The organism is Oceanobacillus halotolerans, from assembly GCF_010993955.1.
Classification (GTDB): domain Bacteria; phylum Bacillota; class Bacilli; order Bacillales; family Amphibacillaceae; genus Oceanibacillus_A; species Oceanibacillus_A halotolerans.
Genome location: NZ_WIXL01000007.1, coordinates 1 through 18,070, shown reverse-complemented (window position 1 = coordinate 18,070; position 18,070 = coordinate 1). Strand labels below are relative to the sequence as shown.

General features: G+C 36.4%; 18 protein-coding genes. 6 read left to right on the top strand and 12 right to left on the bottom strand.

The features are described from left to right. Window positions 1–6 precede the first annotated feature (6 nt). Window positions 7–918, bottom strand: a complete 912-nt coding sequence (locus tag GHC26_RS09685; RefSeq protein ID WP_318937001.1) for a ParA family protein — start codon at window positions 916–918, stop codon at window positions 7–9. Between the two features lie 1,023 nt (window positions 919–1,941). After that, window positions 1,942–2,154: a hypothetical protein gene (locus GHC26_RS09680; RefSeq protein WP_163971068.1), complete on the bottom strand. Its 213-nt coding sequence runs from the start codon at window positions 2,152–2,154 to the stop codon at window positions 1,942–1,944. Window positions 2,155–2,541: 387 nt separating this feature from the next. Here GHC26_RS09680 and GHC26_RS09675 point away from each other — a divergent pair, with 387 nt between their 5' ends. Then, window positions 2,542–3,129 (top strand): YitT family protein, encoded by a 588-nt coding sequence (locus tag GHC26_RS09675; protein ID WP_163971067.1) that lies wholly within the window; start codon window positions 2,542–2,544, stop codon window positions 3,127–3,129. An 814-nt stretch (window positions 3,130–3,943) separates the two neighbouring features. Here GHC26_RS09675 and GHC26_RS09670 read toward each other — a convergent pair. Beyond that, window positions 3,944–4,129, bottom strand: coding sequence for a type Z 30S ribosomal protein S14 (locus GHC26_RS09670; RefSeq protein WP_163971066.1), 186 nt, complete (start codon window positions 4,127–4,129; stop codon window positions 3,944–3,946). 247 nt (window positions 4,130–4,376) lie between these two features. Between GHC26_RS09670 and GHC26_RS09665 the strand changes: the two genes are divergently transcribed. After that, window positions 4,377–4,826 carry a YndM family protein gene (locus GHC26_RS09665; RefSeq protein ID WP_163971065.1) on the top strand — a complete coding sequence of 150 codons (450 nt, stop codon included), beginning with the start codon at window positions 4,377–4,379 and terminating at the stop codon, window positions 4,824–4,826. Window positions 4,827–4,927: 101 nt separating this feature from the next. Here GHC26_RS09665 and GHC26_RS09660 read toward each other — a convergent pair whose 3' ends face one another. Next, on the bottom strand, window positions 4,928–5,467 hold the full coding sequence (locus GHC26_RS09660; RefSeq protein WP_163971064.1) for an NADPH-dependent FMN reductase: 540 nt from the start codon (window positions 5,465–5,467) through the stop codon (window positions 4,928–4,930). A 545-nt stretch (window positions 5,468–6,012) separates the two neighbouring features. Here GHC26_RS09660 and GHC26_RS16070 point away from each other — a divergent pair. Further along, window positions 6,013–6,600 (top strand): tellurite resistance/C4-dicarboxylate transporter family protein, encoded by a 588-nt coding sequence (locus GHC26_RS16070; RefSeq protein WP_264175956.1) that lies wholly within the window; start codon window positions 6,013–6,015, stop codon window positions 6,598–6,600. Window positions 6,601–6,658: 58 nt separating this feature from the next. After that, window positions 6,659–6,952: an SLAC1 family transporter gene (locus GHC26_RS16065; RefSeq protein WP_404821780.1), complete on the top strand. Its 294-nt coding sequence runs from the start codon at window positions 6,659–6,661 to the stop codon at window positions 6,950–6,952. 257 nt (window positions 6,953–7,209) lie between these two features. Here GHC26_RS16065 and GHC26_RS09650 read toward each other — a convergent pair whose 3' ends face one another. Then, entirely contained in the window at window positions 7,210–7,950 is a 741-nt protein-coding gene (locus GHC26_RS09650) for a ZIP family metal transporter (protein ID WP_163971063.1), read from the bottom strand. A gap of 308 nt (window positions 7,951–8,258) precedes the next feature. On the opposite strand from GHC26_RS09650, the gene GHC26_RS09645 reads away from it, so the two are divergent. Further along, window positions 8,259–8,762, top strand: a complete 504-nt coding sequence (locus GHC26_RS09645) for a hypothetical protein (RefSeq protein WP_163971062.1) — start codon at window positions 8,259–8,261, stop codon at window positions 8,760–8,762. A gap of 59 nt (window positions 8,763–8,821) precedes the next feature. Here the strand turns inward: GHC26_RS09645 and GHC26_RS09640 are convergent, their stop codons facing one another. The 6 genes from GHC26_RS09640 to GHC26_RS09615 form a co-directional block, all read right to left on the bottom strand. Continuing rightward, the gene (locus tag GHC26_RS09640; RefSeq protein WP_163971061.1) at window positions 8,822–10,717 is read right to left on the bottom strand and encodes a heavy metal translocating P-type ATPase; all 1,896 of its coding nucleotides are present in this window, start codon (window positions 10,715–10,717) and stop codon (window positions 8,822–8,824) included. A 603-nt stretch (window positions 10,718–11,320) separates the two neighbouring features. Continuing rightward, a complete protein-coding gene (locus GHC26_RS09635; protein WP_163971060.1) occupies window positions 11,321–11,725 on the bottom strand; it encodes a DUF6438 domain-containing protein in 405 nt (134 codons plus the stop codon). Window positions 11,726–12,049: 324 nt separating this feature from the next. Next, window positions 12,050–12,595 carry a cupin domain-containing protein gene (locus GHC26_RS09630; protein WP_163971059.1) on the bottom strand — a complete coding sequence of 182 codons (546 nt, stop codon included), beginning with the start codon at window positions 12,593–12,595 and terminating at the stop codon, window positions 12,050–12,052. A 288-nt stretch (window positions 12,596–12,883) separates the two neighbouring features. Further along, window positions 12,884–14,110, bottom strand: a complete 1,227-nt coding sequence (locus GHC26_RS09625; RefSeq protein WP_226376910.1) for a LysM peptidoglycan-binding domain-containing protein — start codon at window positions 14,108–14,110, stop codon at window positions 12,884–12,886. Window positions 14,111–14,434: 324 nt separating this feature from the next. Continuing rightward, on the bottom strand, window positions 14,435–15,088 hold the full coding sequence (locus tag GHC26_RS09620) for a permease prefix domain 1-containing protein (protein ID WP_163971058.1): 654 nt from the start codon (window positions 15,086–15,088) through the stop codon (window positions 14,435–14,437). Then, the gene (locus GHC26_RS09615; RefSeq protein ID WP_163971057.1) at window positions 15,078–15,431 is read right to left on the bottom strand and encodes a PadR family transcriptional regulator; all 354 of its coding nucleotides are present in this window, start codon (window positions 15,429–15,431) and stop codon (window positions 15,078–15,080) included. Before GHC26_RS09615 ends, GHC26_RS09620 begins: the two co-directional genes overlap by 11 nt. Window positions 15,432–15,770: 339 nt before the next feature. On the opposite strand from GHC26_RS09615, the gene GHC26_RS09610 reads away from it, so the two are divergent. Next, entirely contained in the window at window positions 15,771–16,250 is a 480-nt protein-coding gene (locus tag GHC26_RS09610; RefSeq protein WP_163971056.1) for a GNAT family N-acetyltransferase, read from the top strand. A 118-nt stretch (window positions 16,251–16,368) separates the two neighbouring features. On the opposite strand, the gene GHC26_RS09605 is transcribed toward GHC26_RS09610, so the two are convergent. Further along, complete coding sequence (locus GHC26_RS09605; protein WP_163971055.1) at window positions 16,369–17,559, bottom strand: DUF4317 domain-containing protein; 1,191 nt, start codon at window positions 17,557–17,559, stop codon at window positions 16,369–16,371. Window positions 17,560–18,070 lie beyond the last annotated feature (511 nt).

The window sequence follows — 18,070 nt, the reverse complement described above, 5'->3', positions numbered from 1 at the left end:
CCACTCTCAACTTTTAATCGCTATTAAAACTTCATCTACTAAATTCTGAATTTCTCTTTTAATGCTATGCTGTTGTGCGCTTGCTCCACTGAGTACAACGGGTATCCCTGTTTCAGGCGCACTCGCAAAAAGGCTTTTATTTTCACGAAGATAAGACTTGAAAAACGGCAGACCTCTCCGCTGAATTTGTGAAATATATTCTCTTTGTGCAGAAATCGGGAGACCCTTCCAATAGGAAACCATCGTGAAGACAATCCCAAGCATTTTAGGCGAAATGGCTGTTATGTTTTGATAATTTACCGCTTGAATGGTTCGGTTATATTTCTTCGTTAGGGAATCAACATGTTTCAATAATGTATCAATACCAAGTGTAGATAAATAGTCTGTTTTTGCAGGTATAATATAGTAGTCACTGGAAACGATGGCGTTTTGTGTTAAAAGGTTGAAATTAGGAGGGCAATCAATCATGATAACATCATAGGCTTTCTTAATTTCACCTAGTTTCATACGAAGGCGAGATAATACTTGAACATAATTATTTCGAATCGCTCGGTCTGTGTTCCCACCTAATTTGCTAGAAAGCTCCATGTCAATTTCGACTAGTTCCAAGTGCGAACAGATCATATCCAACCTGCCACGATTTCCCTGTCGCGTCATTTTTTCATTAATTCTTGCTGGTGTAATGATAAGATCTTTTAACGATGTATCCAAATTATAATCTAAATAGCGATCATACCAATGCTTAATCGTCCGTTCATGTCGATCAAGGCTTTTCCATTCCTCGATCGTAACAAAAGACAATGTCAAATTAGCCTGGGGATCGAGATCAATCAGTAAGACCTTTTTTCCCCGATCGGCAATTGCCGCTGCAATATTAGCCGATAACGTTGTTTTGCCTACACCACCTTTATAATTCATCACAGAAATTATCCCAATGCATCCCACTCCCTTTTAGCTATGTATGTAATGATACATATGCAGGAATTCAGATAACATGCTAGATCACTTGTTTACAGCTAATCGAAAATTAAACATCTAACCACGGTTAGGAATATGAAGTTATCAAAGGGAGGATGGCACTTTATGTTAATATGGTGGTATGAATAAGATTACTTAAACAAAACAGTTAAATGAATAAATGGTTAATCTTTTAAATAAGCTTGGTAGGTAAACTCATTTGCAGAATGTAACTGTCGTTGAACAAACGGGAGCGATATTAAAAAAGCACTCTTTAGAAAATAAATTTGATATTAGGAAGAATAAGCTTTTTAAAAACAAAATGGATAAGTTGGCTTTCATTATTTTTAAGTGAAATTCCTATTACAGTCTTTTTTTTTTGCAACTTGGAGGGAAAGATATATCAACTATTGTAATGTTTTCTCCTTTATTCTTATCAATTTCACTAGCGGTTATTGCAATAATAAAAAAAACGGAATGCAACATTGTCCCAGCTCTTGCTTTGTTTTTATCTATTGGAAGTGGAATGTTTATTCTGTTAATTATCGTTGTTTCAGGAATGGGACAGCCATAAACTAGAGTTATTCCTTATAAAAGCATAAGTGCTCTAAGAATTACAGCTAGTGAAAAATCGTACTTAAAGTAACGTACCATTACTTTAAGACAAAAGTGAACCGTTGTTGCCCTAAAGGCAGTATTTCACATAGTTTTTTATACTGGATTCTAGATTTTTGAGGGGGTTTTGTAAATAAAAAATAATAGACAGACCATTATTTGGGCTTTAATTGCTATTGTTCTTTTTTTAATTTGGCTTTTCACAAGATAATGTTTTTTACGTATTGGGTACCTATTTTTAAAAAAGGTTCAATAATGCCTAATAATGATGTAGAACCAGATAAACCTTCTATGGCGGTTGAACCTATATTAGATGAAAACGCAACAAAAGGAATAATTAGCTTCAAAAGGTGCTAGTTTATCATACTACTAATAAAAGTATTGTGTTAAAGGTCCGTCAAGATGTAGGATTAAGGAGATTCGGCTATTATGAAAATCAAGCATAAATATGGTTTTTATCTGCTGATCTACTGCTTCTGTTTGCAAATTATGTGGAATGGACGACTTTTCCATTTGCCTTATGACATAATCACAGCTTTTCGTTAGAATAATTTCTACTTCGTTCTCCTCTGCAGAAAACAATGAAGCCATTTTCCAAATGTTTTATTAAATGTAGTATTCACTTTATTTTCTCTTATTGAATAGTATATATTAAGGATAAAGTCAAAGAGGGGGAATAACTTTATTAAAAATGAGCACTAAACAGAAAAGTGTCTCCAAATTGTACAGAAAAATAATTACATCCAACGAGGTTAAAGCATTTCTAACCTTTGAGAGATGTGATAAACCAACAAAGGAAATACTTAAAAAGCATCTGTCTGAAGCTAATTCATATCATGCAAAAAACATATTACGAAAAATTCAACATATGTAGACGGCTAATGATAGGCTGTCTTATTTTTTTGTTCATGGAACACTCCCTTTGTCATATAAATGCAACATGTCTAAATTTTACTTGGGGATGTGAATATGTATCTTTACAAAAAGATTATCACTGTCATTATAGGAAGCTTCCTTCTATCGATAGGCATTAATTTTTTCTTAACTCCTTTTCACCTTCTTGATGGTGGGATGATTGGATTAGGTTTGATTGTTAGCTACCTTACTGGCCTGAAAACAGGATTTATTATCATTATTTTAAGTATACCGATCTTTCTAATGGCATGGTTTTTCAATAGAGGTTATTTTTATAACAGTCTGCACGGTATGCTTTTTTCTTCGTTCCTTATTGATATCGTATACCCCTTTCATGATCCAATTGTAGCAAGGTTGGATCTATCTCCATTTGTTAGTTCTGTTTTAGGTGGCATATTTATTGGTTTAGGCATGGGAATGATGCTTCGCTTACATACTAGTACAGGTGGAACTGATTTAATAGCCCAGCTTATTGTTCGAGTACTAAACATCAATGTCGGTATTTTAATTTTTATTATCGACGCATGTATTATAGGTATTGGAGGATTATTAATTTCATTTGAAATATTTATCTTTTCTACAATTACAATCACACTGGTTGGGGTAATATCCAGTCTCTTTACTTGGAATGTGGAACATTAAACAATCCTATATTATACCTTAACCTAAAGAACAAGCACCTTGATCACTCCCACATGCATAAGCCAAGCCTGCGTGGCACTCTTTGCCAAAAAGAGGATTGACTTATGACCTCGAGGGGGTAGGCGCTGGCCGATGAAAACTCGTGCGTCCTTATGTCTATCGACACTAGGACGTCAATCGCTCTCACTGGCTAAAATCGTCACGTCCTGTGACAACGCCAGCACTAGGACGTCAATCGCTCGAAGCTGGACGTGGCTGTTCCTATATATGAACAAAATAAAGCAAAATTTTTATACATTCTTATCTTTTTAGAAAAACTCTCAATTCGCTCGTCCTTAGCTAATGTGTTAGTTTTTCTTATACTTGAACATCACTCCTATGGTAAACAACCACCTAATCCGCAATAAACAGTAATAAGCTATTCACAACGATTGCTATAAAATAGCTCAGTTCATTAAATTGAGCTATTTTTCTGGATTTAATCAAACGTTTGTTTAAAAGTAGCCTTTACACGTAAGCTGTATATGTAACAAAACTGGTGCCAACATTGAGCCTGCAATAAATACTAAAAATGCTACTCCAAGTATTACAATAAGACTGCTGAAGTCGACAGATAAAAACCAATCATCATTGGGATAATGGTGAAGACTGAATAATTTTAACATAAACAATCTGAATGGAAGATACAAAATAACAATGATCACATACTGGATAGCTTTTTCCGCGATAGCTCACGAAACCAAAAAATTCCACCTATTATAGGTGGAATTTGGCTTATTATAACTCCCCAATGAGAAGTGTACTATTTGTTTAATTACCAGCTTGCTTTTTTCAAGCCAGGTATTTGTCCTTTATATGCAAATTCACGAAGGCAGATTCGACACAATTGGAATTTCCTTACGACGCTATGTGGTCTGCCGCAATGATTACAACGACTATATTCACGTACTGCGAACTTTTGTGGCTTTTGCTGTTTTACAACTAACGACTTTTTTGCCATGCGGCATCCTCCTTCTTTTATGATGAAAGATTATTATACCATGAATTAAAGATCTGCTAAATGGTTAAATTATGGAAATCAACCGTCCTCTTTAGGTCAGAATGTTTGCGCTTTTCTCAAGGTGCCGTAACAGTTCTTTGGCAAACTGACTTGGATTATCCAACATATACCAATTTTCTTTACTAAAGAGAAAGGAATAATTACCTTTAAAAAATGAACAATACTAATAAAGGAGGGGAAATAACACATGAAACATATTAAGGCTTTATTGATAAAATTCGCTGCTTCTTTAGCCCTTCTGTATGTAATCCTTGGACTAATGTATGAAATGACGTTTGGTGAGGTATTCATTTTATCTGCTGTCTTAGGAATTGCAGCTTATCTGATCGGCGATATGTTCATTTTGCCTAGGACGAATAATGCAATCGCAACAATCGCTGACTTCGGACTAGCACTGATGATCATTTATTTGTTTGCTGATGGTATGACTGTCGCGGATAATGCCTTTACAGCTTCTTTATTTGCAGCATTAGGTGTGGGATTATTTGAGCTATTCTTCCATCGTTATTTAGCAAACCAAGTTTTACCAGATCATGAGGATAAGGATAACAGAGAAAGAACTGCAGATCTTCAATTCCAGACCGAGATTGCTGATGAAATGTATGAATATAGTGAGAAAGATAAGGATGAAAAATAGCAAGGCGATAATTAATTCCAATTTGTGATTTAAATGACTATATAAAAGAACAGTATAAAAACACGTTACCTTCAAGTGTTTTTATACTGTTTCAAACTGTATTATCTATTATTAAGACTTTGTTGTAAAAAGATCATCTCTTCCGCTAATGCTTTTATTCTTCTTAACGCATCTTCATCTACAATAATGTTCTCTTCATTATATGAATCATTATGAACGAACACATTACTTGTTGGTACTAATCCTTTAAGGTAAGAAAGGATCGGCTTTAATTGATATTCCGATACGAGAAAATGTTTTTCAACTGCTCCTGTTGTCACAATTCCTGTTACTTTTCGCTTAAATACATCCATCGGAAAATGATCTAAGAGATTTTTTAGCGCTCCTGTTATCGACGCTTGATATATCGGAGTACCAAACACGATTAAGTCTGCCTTTTCAATCTTGTTGACCACTTCCCATGTATCTTCATTATAAACCACTAATGGTTCGCCACGAGCAAACTCAACCTCATAATCCCTCAAATCGATTAGTTCTGTTTTTATGGTAGAATCAAGGTCCTTGGCCGCTTCTAAAACTTCATGAATCGCCACATTTGTTTTCCAGCCAGCTAGTGCTCCTGAGACTCCTATTAATTTCAATTGAGATACCTCCATTTTAAATACACAAAAATAGTTGTATAAGATCATTCCTATTTTAAGATGAGCACCACCCACGAATGTGCTCCTCTAACCTTAATTAATTTCCTCTTCTGTTATTCTAGCATACTCTTTTGTGTATGAATACGGTAACACTTTTCACTCTATATTAATAAGTAAACGTTTATCAGTGCCATTTCCTACAGATAACTTGATTAGAATTTGTAATGAAATAAAGGGTATTTTCAGAAAAACTCGCATTCGCTCGTCCTTTAGCGAATGTATTTAGTTTTTCTTATACTTAGGACATTAAAATTTTAGCAACATCGAGTCCACTTCTTAGCTAAAATTTTCTATTTTCCTAATGTGTAGAAAAGATTCCTGGAAGTCTGTTAGTAATTTTTATGCGACAACCCTTCTAAAAGAACAACTCATTTGTGATATATGTAACAGTAAATTTTACAAAACTAAAGTAGCATTAAAATATATTTTAAATTTCCCTACTCATTTGAAGTGAACTAAAACCGTCTATAATTAGGAGTGAGCTCGTGTTACGTCTTTTTAAAGACAATATTAAAAATTTCTTCCCTGGATATTTTGCACTTGTTATGGCTACAGGGGCATTATCTATCGGAACCCATCACCTTGGTATGACGTTATTTTCTACCAGTTTGTTATACATTAATGTTTTAGCCTATATCACGTTGTGGGTAATCACTATTTTTCGTATTATACTCTTTTTCCCTAGAATAATAAGAGACATAACTAGCCACACACTTGGACCTGGCTTTTTTACCTTTGTTGCGGGAACTAATGTATTCGGCAGCCAGCTTATTATTGTTGCTGAAGCATATTCCATTGCTGTTTATTTATGGGGACTTGCCATTATATTGTGGTTGATCATTATGTACACATTCTTTACGGCTGTTACGATTAGAAAGAATAAGCCTACAGTTGCTGAGGGGATTAATGGGGCTTGGCTAATAGCATCTGTTGCAACACAGTCTATTTCTATACTCGGGACACTTCTTACACCTTATGTTGATAATGGGCAGGAAATAATTTTATTTATAACCTTATGCATGTATTTTCTTGGCTGTATGCTCTACTTAAACATTATTACACTTATATTTTAGCCGATTTACCTTTCTGAAATTAGAATTCTCAGCATTAACACCTCCATATTGGATTAATATGGGGGCTGTCTCTATTACCACATTAGCTGGTTCTACTTTAATCCTACACGCTGAAAGCTGGTCTTTACTTGTTGAAATTACCCCTTTTTTAAAAGGGTTCACCTTATTTTTCTGGATAACAGGAACCTGGTGGATACCATTACTATTTATTCTGACAATTTGGAGGTATCTTTACCATCGCTATCCACTAACATATGATCCGCAACTCTGGGGCATGGTATTCCCACTTGCAATGTACACAACTAGTACATTACAACTTTCCAAAGCATTAGATTTCCCCATTTTGATGTGATTCCAAACTTTATGGTATATATTGCAATCACTGCATGGGTTTATGTGTCCATCAGTCTTGTGTGGAACATTTATAAAAACACGCTAGTTCAATAAAATCAAGAAGACACATTCATAAACGTTGATCAACATTTGTGAGTGTGTCTCTATTTAAAACAAATTAATGGGATAGGCTTTAGCTCAGTTGGGTGCAATGTTAACCTATTAAAAAGTATGATCCAATACCTCGGGAGATTTCGCCTTGTCAAAAATCCATCCTTACCAATGATGTAACCATAACGAAATGAATAACCCAATTGCTGTTATAAACCCAACAAATGGTCCGCCTTTTTTAAACGCCTCTGGCATCATGGTGGAGGCTAACATCGCTATAATAGCACCACCAGCAAATGAACTCATGGCCGCTTTCATGTTGTCTGAAGCACCCTCTAACAGTGTTCCACCCCAAGCACTTAATCCAGAAAAGACGACAACCGAAATCCAGAGAATGAAGATCTTCTTCTTGGAATAGCCATTTTGCTGTAATCCTACTGTACTGGAGATCCCTTCTGGTAAATTACTAATAAAAATGGAAATAACTAATGCCATACTTACAGATTCTCCACCAATTAAACTCATCCCAATCATGGCCGATTCTGGTAATGTATCCATAACCGTCCCAATAAAAATTCCTAATCCCGCCCCCTTTGCCTGCTTTTTATCGGATGAGTCACTTCGTTCTGGATGCTTTCGATTGCCACCACCACGGTGGGAAACAATGATATTAATAATCGTAAAAACAAGTGCTCCACCGAGAAAACCTAATCCAATATACGTAAATCCACTCATTTCAAGTGCATCTTCTAGTAATTCATACGTTGTTGCACCAATCAGTGCACCAGTTCCTAAAGCCATAATAAAGGCTATGATGCGCCTTGGAATGGAGAACTTTAGAACAATTAAAGCACCAATCATCGTTGCTGAGGCTGCAATTGTTCCCCACATAATTGCATTCCACATGGAAAAGCCCCTCCAATATTAAACTAATTACGATATTCATACTTTCTAATATTAGCGGAACTTATTCATATATCATCTAAATTGCAATATGTTAGTAAAGTGAGACCTTTCAAAGCTTGCAGTACAATCTATTATTCTAGGCATATTTATTAAAAACAATTTCAAAGTGGACATTTTTCCTTTATAATGAAAATGTCTAATTAGAAAACTTGCCATTCATCAAGCCTTTATTGGTGAATGCCTTAGTTACACTTATGCAGTAGGAAAGTTTTGATATTTTCCTAACCGCCAAGAAAGGAAGATTAGTCATGAATAACATCATCTCGTTTAATATCCAATACTCAAAGGATATCCATTATTTATTAGATATTTACCAAAAATGTGCTTTGCTCGAAATTGCGGTCGATAAGGAATTTGAAGAATTTCTAAACGTTGATTTAGGTCACCAAACCTATGAGGATTTGGGTAAATCATATGAAAATCTGCTTTTTGCGGCAATTTGTGAAATTGGAGGGCACAAGGGGCACTTTAATTACTTACATGCAACAGACTGTGTCTATCAATTTATTAATAAAAATAAAAGTTGGTCTTCATTAGCAACTGAAATTAATGATATCATTCGAAATAATTTTGTTGAAGGTACTACTAAAGAAAAGATAGCGGTTTCAGAAGCAGTGGAATTAACCGGAAATGGGATTGAGGAATATCAAGAACATATGTCAAATGCACTAACACTTATTTCTGGTCAACCCGTAACCTTTAGGCGATTTAACGATATTTTGAAACAGTTGGAATTTCATTTTAACGCATAATGACATAAAGAGTTAACTCAGCACTAGAGTTAACTCTTTTCCCTTCTTCTATTAAAATACTATGCATTTGCTACTTGCATGCTCTGTCCTTTGTTCATGTTTTTATGATTAAAGCGAATCAAGCGCATTGCATTTAAGATAACTAGTAGCACACTAGCTTCATGGATGAACATGCCTGATGCTAAGTGAACAGATCCTGCCAACACACCTGCTAAAAGAATAAATACCGTTCCAACCGCAAATGATGTATTTTGTTTCATGTTACGGATCGTTGCTTTCGATAAAGAGTAAGCGTGAGAGAATTGCATTAATTTATCGGCCATTAGCACAACATCTGCTGTTTCCATCGAGACATCTGTTCCACCTTCACCCATCGCTAATCCAATATCTGCTGTTGCAATCGCTGGTGCATCATTAATACCATCTCCTTCCATCGCCACGACATTTCCCTGTTCTTTTAATTGCTTCACAAACTCTACTTTATTTTCTGGTAACAATTCGGCATGAACTTCGTCTAATCCTAACTGTTTGCCAACTAATTCGGCTGTATGTTTATTATCACCTGTTAGCATAACAATTCGTTTAATGCCGTTCTTTCTCATTTCTGCTAATGCTTTTGGTGCATCTTCCCGAATTTGATCGGCAATCGAAAAGATTCCTGCCACTTTTCCATCAACTGCTGCAAAGATTGCTGTGTTTCCGGACTTTTCCCGTTCGACGGCATATGCTTCTACTTCTTGTGGAATCTTGATATTTTCCGCATCCATTAACTTGCGATTCCCAACTGTGAGGACTTTTCCAATTACTTGTGCACGTATACCATTCCCTTTGATCACTTCGCCATTTTCTGGTTCTGCGTCTAACGCTAAGTTTCTTTTCTTCGCTTCTTTTACAATGGTTTGACCTAAATGATGCTCAGAAATGGTTTCGGCTTTTGCTACTAAACGTAATAACTCATCTTTATCTTCTTGGTGGAATGTATGAATGTCCGTTACTTCCGGTTTTCCTTTTGTTAACGTACCTGTTTTATCAAAAACAAGTGTGTCCACTTTTGATAATTTATCCATCACTTCGCCACCCTTAACAAGTACCCCATTTTTTGCACCATTTCCTATACCAGCTACATTGGAAACAGGAGCACCAATCACTAAAGCACCTGGGCAAGCGACAACTAAGAATGTTATGGCTGTGTGAAGATCTCTTGTCAATGCATAAACGAGAACCGATAAAACAACAACTGCTGGTGTATAAACATTCGCAAACTTGTCTAAGAATTTTTCCGTTTTAGATTTAGATTCCTGTGCTTCTTCGACAAGTTCAATGATTTTTGCAAATGTTGTATCATCGCCAACTTTTTCTGCCACAATTTCAATATACCCACTGTCAACAATGGTTCCACTAAACACTTTATCCTCCACATTTTTTGCGGATGGTACGGATTCACCTGTGACAGCTGCTTCATTTAAGGAAGCCTGACCAGTTAAAATACTTCCATCAACCGGTACTTTCCCACCAGAACGAATGATGACGCGATCTCCTTCTTCTACTTCTTCAACAGGAATGGTGATTTGATTATTTTCGCGAATAACCGTTGCTTCTTGTGGTGCCATATCTACTAATTCTTTTAAGGAAGAGCGTGTCTTTTGCAAAGTCCGCGCTTCTAAATAATCCCCAAATAGGAATAGAAACGTAACAACTGCAGACTCAACATATTCTCCGATTATAAGTGCTCCAATAACCGCAATACTAACTAATAAATCAATACTAAATGCTTTCATTCGCAATGCTTGGAAAGCTTTAATAAAGATAGGAACTCCAGCTATAATCGTTGCGGCTAGCAAGACCCCTTGCTGAATTGCAGAAGCTCCTGCGATACTTGCAATTAACGCGATAATCAACAATGTCCCCGAAATCGCTGTAATATGATTTTTGTACTTACTAATGAATTTATTCATGATTATCCCCCTTCTTGACATACCATTTTGACTGGAAAGCCTTTATTGGCTGTCTGTCTTTCGTTATGATTTCATTATAGATCTCTTTCTGTTAAAAAGAATTGACCCCCGTCAAGATTTGGATATTTTTCCTTTAGACGATAGATTTCTTTAAAAAGAAATAGTTTGGGAAATTGGCTGGAATGCGGGGTTTCGGCTATTTTATTGATAGGGACTTGTGAAAAGGCTGTTCGGTAATAAACTCAAAGAAAAAGTCCATTAGACTGTCTCTATTGGATCGAAGTGAACGGAAAACCTCTGAAAAAGTCCATTAGACCTTCTCTATTGGATCGAAGTGAACGGGAAACCTCTGAAAAAGTCCATTAGACCTTCTCTATCGGACCGATTTGTACGGGGAAAGTCACCATAAAGCCAATAGAAACGTAAATAATCCAAAGTATAACTACGACAATTTGCATACGTCTAAAAGTAACGGCATATCGTTACTGCCCTATAGTTTATGCGTCATAGAAATCAGCAAAGTATGCGAAAAGAGCCTTTAAAAATAGCCATCAAAAAAGCAGTATAAAACACGTGGGATACTTATACTGCTTAAAAACCAAATTATATGTATTTTTCTAAGCCTAGAATTTGTTCTAGCTTTTCTTCCAATTTTTCTAGATTTTCAAAGGAGTGTTGGTGGTCATTGGGATTGATTTGACTATCTCCAAGGTAATGATCTATTTCCTTTTCGAATCCATCCTTAAACACCACGTTCGTAATGCAGGACGGCTGGTCTGTAGCAAATACATCTGATTCCGGATAGCAAAAAGATCGATAATCAAATATTTCCAATAACGTTTCTATTTGTTTAACCTGTTCGGGGCTGATACGAAAGTGACTCTCTCCTAAATGGTCCACAAATTCATGTCCTGTCCATTTCACTTCCCCATCATGATGGACAACTACTTCATATACTGGACATTCGCCATAACAAGGCGTTCTTGAAATAGATAGTTCTGTAAACAATGGCATCCCTTCCTCTTAAAACATTTCGCATGCTACGAGGGCATATTGTTAGCTTTACCCAGCTATATAGCGAGGGGATTTCTTCTGTCACTATCCTGCAGGCTTTTTCACCATACAGCTTGTATAAGATAGCTAATAAAAATTTTATCTTTATTGTACCTTAAAAGGAATAGATGACATTCTGTATTAGAAAAATATGAATTCGAAAGCATATATGGCCATTTTCTATACTTCAGGATAGGTTGAATCTTCTTTTTGTTATATTATTAACATATTAGAAAAGAATGCTAACCGATTAGCATTCTTCTCATCCCAAATTTCACATTAATGGTGATGGTGTTCCTCAGCTGCTAGTGCTTCTGCTTTCGTTCGATGTACAGTACCAAATGGGTGCTCTGGTGGTGCGTAAATTGTATATAGTTTAAGTGGCGTATTCCCAGTGTTTGTCAGGTTATGCCATTTCCCAGCAGGCACGATAATCGCATCATCATCTGATACACTTCGCTCGAAATCTAACTGATGTTCGGTATCCCCCATTTGCACTAGCCCTTGACCAGCTTCCACACGGAGAAATTGATCGGTATTTGGATGGACTTCTAACCCAATATCTTCTCCGACACCAATACTCATTAAGGTAACTTGAAAATGCTCCCCGGTCCACAGTGCAGTTCGAAATGTTTGATTTTGCATAGAAGTATGCTCGATATTCGTCACAAATGGGTTATTTCCATAATCCGTTAAATGTAAATACTCATTTCGATACAAAGTGGAGTCATTTGAATTCCCCCCATACATTGGGTAGTTTCTGGGTATTGGCATTGGTCCAGCCACATAATATGGACCAGGATACGTATATGGTACAAAATACATGTTGCTCACCCCCTTTTCACCTTTTACCACACATCCTATGCACAATGCCTAGGAAGCGTACCATTGATATGGATCGTGAGGCGGGACGATCGGCTGATTCTGCTTCGTGTTTCTTTTGGATCTACCGTGAGATACTCCCTCTCGGTTGATTTCTCTTCCATTCACCGCGGATCCGTTCAACATCTTTGTACAGGATAGATTATGTAACAAACTATACGGAAAAGAGCCAACATAAAAAAATTGTGCCTTAGAATCATTTTAAGGCGCAGTTTTCCCATTAAGAATCTCTTAAAATGCAAAGGTATGGTTGCCTATAACGGTTGATACGGTACGACTTTTCAAGTACGGACTTGACGTTTTATCTGGATTGTAAAAGAATAATGCTCCATTTGTAGGGTCCTCACCATCTAGCGCTCGTTTTGCCGCTTCCATGTTTTGCGCATTCGGCTTAGCTGTATTGATGGAACCAGTCTCTGCAGGTGTAAATTGATAATACCCATTACTTTTTTCAAATAATACATCTTTAACATTGTTCGGAAATAACGGACTTTCCACTCGATTCATAATAACAGCACCAATCGCGATCTGGCCTTCTAATGATTCGCCTCTCCCTTCACTATAAATCATCTTTGCAAGCCACTCGATTTCTTCCTGGTTAACGGTTGTTTGTTGCTCAGTTTGTGGAGCAGGAGGTGTTGCATTAACGGGAGCAGCAATATTACCAGAAGGAATGTTTAATGTTTGTCCTTCTTTGAGTACGTTTGTTGTTAATTGGTTTGCTTGCTTAATCGCATCCACTGTTGTTCCATTCTGCGTCGCAATGCTATATAGTGTATCTCCGGACGTTACTTGATGGGTCGTCACTTGACCTGATGGCACTATTCCCCCTGATGGGATAGTTAGTTTCTGGCCTACTTTGAGTACGTTTGTTGTTAATTGGTTTGCTTGCTTAATCGCATCCACTGTCGTTCCATTCTGTGTCGCAATGCTATATAGTGTATCTCCAGATTTTACTTGATGGGTCGTTACTTGGCCTGGTGACACTGTTATCCCTGATGGTATCATTAATTTCTGACCTACTTTTAGCACATTCGATGTTAATTGATTCACTTGCTTAAGAGCATCCACTGTTGTTCCATTCTGCGTCGCAATACGATAAAGTGTATCCCCTGGTGTTACAATGTAAGAAGAAACTGTCTGTGTTTGGGTTGGTGTTACTTCAGCAGCAGAAGCTTGATCAGGAGCCATCGTGCCAATTCCTAAGCTCGTTAGCAATATTGCACCAGCCATAATTTTCACAGACTTTACCTTTAAAGAGGGAAATTTTCTTTTGACAAAACCAACCGCTTCCTTTTGAATTTGGGATTCGTCCTTTTTAGGAATCGTCCCTAGCTCGTCAGAAAACTCTGTTAGGTTTTCATCTAAATATAATATGACTTCTATTCCTTGCTCTGTTTCGTTTATGTGGTATTGAGTAAATGATTCCATTCCGCTAACAATCCTTTTTTTACTCATTACTCTCCCCATATATTTGCTTTTTACTATAATTAAGTGCTCGTTCCGAATTCGAATCTTTCCCTGCGAAATAAAAGACGTTTCAACAGAGAAACACCTGTTTATCATGATATAAGGATCTGTTATGATTATCCTATTTTCAAATAAACTTACAATCTGGAAATTCTAATACATTTTCCTGTATAATAAAAGAGAAGTGCTGCAACACTTCTCTTTTAAAAAACCTATCATTTTAAGGCAGCTATCTTTTCTCGGAAAAAGGTGGCTGTTTTTTTATGCAAATGGATTTTTGACCATTTCCTCTAAACACCAAAACCCTCCCTCTTATTTATTTCGATTACTACCAGTAAAGATAAGACCTAAAAACACCCCAACACCAGCTATAAAGAAAACCATAAAGGAGCTGATTGCAATAAACATTTCACCTGTTGCAACTCCTGATGAAGTAGCGGTATATAAACTAAATAAAATTAATCCAACAGCTAATGCATATAACGTTGCACGAATCTTATTCATCGCATACTTATTCTTTGTTTCCCTTGCTAAGAAACTATAAGTAAGAATCGCACCACCAATAACAATAAAGATACCTGGTCCAGTTACAGATACTAAAGGCACTTCCATAAAGTAAAGCATCGCCATCGTTAATATACCAAATAAAATAATGAGGATACCGACAATCAAACCGGCTGTCGATATACGCTCTGCCATGGATGTATATACCGCTTCCCTAGCAGAATCTTTCCCTACCTCACGCATGTCATCAACTAAACCGCTCAAGTCCCCCATTGAACTGATCGCTTCCTTGAACGCTTCTTCCTCACCCATTCCGTGTTTTTCGTAATCTCTAATTTTTTCCTTTAAATTAATGGTCAGCTCTTCTTTCAAATCGAATAGTTGCTGACTTTCGCCAACACCAGCAAATAAACGATTTAAATAATTTCTTACTTTATCGTCTAAACTACGATTACGCTTCATCTTTTTCCACTCCTCCCTTAATTAATTTGTTTAGAACGCTTTTTGCAAATTCCCAGTCCTTCTTATTTTGCTCATAGCGCGCCAAGCCATCTTCTGCAATACGATAATATTTCCTTCTCCCACCTTGCGTTTCATCCCCCCAGTAAGAAACAATTAACCCTTCTTTTTCAAGCCGGCGAAAAGCAGTATATAACGTGGCTTCCTTTAGTTCATATTGTTGATTACTTAAGTCAATGATTGTCTTAAAAATTTGATACCCATAACTGTCACCTTGACGAAGAATATTTAAAATAATTGTATCCGTATGCCCCCGTATCAAATCCGTTGAAATTTTGTTTGCCACACTATATCACCTCCTAATCTATAATATATACCACATTACTTTGTCTGTCAAAGTAATGTGGTGAAAAGAATTATGGAACAAGGTAAAAGTATATTTAGTAAGCTGATTAAGCTTCTACAAATTATCTTTTGATTGAGAATAAAACCTTTTATGGTATGTAGAAAACATAGGACAAAGCAAGAAACAGAAGTCCATACAGACACTCTTTTGCCTAAAAATAAATCGATCTACCGTGAGATTCGAGCGATCTATCAAGATTGACCTAAAAAGCCTTGGCATTTAATTATCAGAAGAATTATAATAAAATAACATATAAGGGAAGATATAGGAGGTGAAACCATGCAGATCCACGAAATTGAGGAAAAAGACAATAAAACAATGGAGCAAATTATTAAGCGATCCTTGGAATCGTTTAATTTAGATATTCCAGGAACAGCCTATTTTGACCCACAGCTGGCTAATTTAACGCAGTTTTACAAGGAGCAATCTAATGCTAAGTATTGGGTTGTGGTGAATGAACATGGTGAGGTCCTAGGTGGTGTGGGGATTGGACCGTTTGAAGAGGAGAAGGGAATTTGTGAGCTCCAAAAGCTATATATTACACCCGAAGAACAAGGAAAGGGATTATCTAGAAAGCTCATGAACGAAGCACTTGATTTTGCTAAAGAACATTATACATACTGTTACTTAGAAACCATGGAAAAGCTAAAAACAGCTAATCTCCTATATACCAAATTAGGTTTTCAACAGCTAGATAACCCACTTGATGGTTCAGACCATAATACGATGGACGCTTGGTTTATGAAAAAACTATCATAAAAAATGATAGTTTTTTCCATAGATGTGCCAAAAAATGTAAAGACCGACTTATATCATAAGTCGGTCTTCTTTAATCATTAGCGAATAACTATGCAACATTGGCAAACCGTGCTCTGCTTTACTCCTCTTGGTCACTTGCCTTATGAAATAGAGCTTCAGGAATCATCTCAAAACCTTCAATGACCGTATTTTCTTCCAAGTCAATCATAAGGCGGAGTTTTCCGTCTAATTCAACCTGGCGTACATACCGTAAATCTTGTGGACTAATTGAAATATCCGCTACCTTTGTCTTAATCTTAATTGATTTCGAATTATATTTTGGCAACACATTACTTGCTTTAAATTCATACTTTTCATCATCAATCACAGTCTTGAATGCATCTTCTACTTTTTCCGTATTCACATTTTCTACTCCACTACTCTTTAACACGTTTTCCACATCTTTGTAATCTAATTTCGGTACTTCTTCTTCCTCTTCATTCTCCTCCACAACGCGGTGAATCTCTTCATATACATTGGAAAGGGTAGATGTATTAAGTTGGTTGTCTGCTGCTTTTTTTACAATTTCCTCAAAAACTACTTTATCCTCTTGAGCTGTCATAATTTCTTCTGCATTCAATACTTCCTCTATTAAATGATAATCTAATTCATATTTCTTTCTGGCAGCATAAAGGATATGATTCACATCTGCTGCATTATCAGTAAAACAAGGGAATAAAAACCCTGAAATAGGTGCTTTCAAGTTAATAATAGGATCAACGACCACATTATATTTAAATTCTTTTTCCACATAATCAAACAGCAATTCTTTCTTCGGATCCTGTGTTTTATTCATACTGCATAGGATAAATGGATTGGAATAAACCGTATCCCGATCACTTTCTTCGGACTCTTCACTCTTTTTCATCGGTTTTCGGTACTCTCCCCGGATAAAGGTGACGACCACATCCATTTCATATTGCTTATCTTTTAGCATTTTTTCAACAAGCTGCAGCATTTGTGCCTTCCATTCTTCTGTCTCATTACTAAGCAAACCTTGATGCAAAATCAGTTGACTGTTGTTTTCCACATCACGTTGAAATTTTAATTCAAACAATTTTTCATCTAACTGACCAGATAGTACCTTTTTAAAATTGTCCATAAACAATTCTTTTTGTTCCTCTTCCAGCAATTCAAATGGGGTACTTTGATGATGATAGATATCGCTCGACTCTTTCATGATGTACACATTAAAGATATCATTTATTTTTAACAGATCATTATTTACTTTAAATTGTTTTCGGATATTTGCTATATCTTTTTTGTTCAATCGTTTCCCACTCCTGTTGGTTATGTATTTCGTATCGTTATTTTATCATAGATTATAGGTAGTTAAATTGTATATGTTTTACACTTCACGTCAAAATGCTTTTTTATCCTAATTTCGTGAGTTTCATAAGTATCGTAGCATATAAATTAAGTTTGAGTAAGTATATAAAGATAATAAAAGATGGTTGGAGCATTTACCCGCTTCGGAAATACACTTCGCTTTCCGCGGGTGGCTGTTGAGCCTCCTCAACTCGTCACACGTTTCTAGGGGTCTTACCTAGGCCGTTCCTCCCGCAGGAGTCTACGTGTATTTCCTACGCTGATTTGAGCTATGTTTATTCATGTATTTACGTAACTATACATTAGTTGATTGGAGCGTAGGACAATCGACTCCTGCAGGAACAACACGTGTCCGAAGACCCCTGAGGAAGTGGTCTTTTTCCGAGGAGCATTCCTGTTTGTAAAGTAAAAGGGACTTGATATAAAAATAGCCCTCTTGTATGATGTTTGAG

Coding starts and splice junctions, on each gene's coding strand:
- GHC26_RS09685 (WP_318937001.1), bottom strand. CDS start 918: ATGAATTATAAAGGTGGTGTAGGCAAAACAACGTTATCGGCTAATATT.
- GHC26_RS09675 (WP_163971067.1), top strand. CDS start 2,542: ATGTATCTTTACAAAAAGATTATCACTGTCATTATAGGAAGCTTCCTT.
- GHC26_RS09670 (WP_163971066.1), bottom strand. CDS start 4,129: ATGGCAAAAAAGTCGTTAGTTGTAAAACAGCAAAAGCCACAAAAGTTC.
- GHC26_RS09665 (WP_163971065.1), top strand. CDS start 4,377: ATGAAACATATTAAGGCTTTATTGATAAAATTCGCTGCTTCTTTAGCC.
- GHC26_RS16065 (WP_404821780.1), top strand. CDS start 6,659: ATGGGGGCTGTCTCTATTACCACATTAGCTGGTTCTACTTTAATCCTA.
- GHC26_RS09650 (WP_163971063.1), bottom strand. CDS start 7,950: ATGTGGAATGCAATTATGTGGGGAACAATTGCAGCCTCAGCAACGATG.
- GHC26_RS09645 (WP_163971062.1), top strand. CDS start 8,259: ATGAATAACATCATCTCGTTTAATATCCAATACTCAAAGGATATCCAT.
- GHC26_RS09640 (WP_163971061.1), bottom strand. CDS start 10,717: ATGAATAAATTCATTAGTAAGTACAAAAATCATATTACAGCGATTTCG.
- GHC26_RS09630 (WP_163971059.1), bottom strand. CDS start 12,595: ATGTATTTTGTACCATATACGTATCCTGGTCCATATTATGTGGCTGGA.
- GHC26_RS09625 (WP_226376910.1), bottom strand. CDS start 14,110: ATGAGTAAAAAAAGGATTGTTAGCGGAATGGAATCATTTACTCAATAC.
- GHC26_RS09620 (WP_163971058.1), bottom strand. CDS start 15,088: ATGAAGCGTAATCGTAGTTTAGACGATAAAGTAAGAAATTATTTAAAT.
- GHC26_RS09610 (WP_163971056.1), top strand. CDS start 15,771: ATGCAGATCCACGAAATTGAGGAAAAAGACAATAAAACAATGGAGCAA.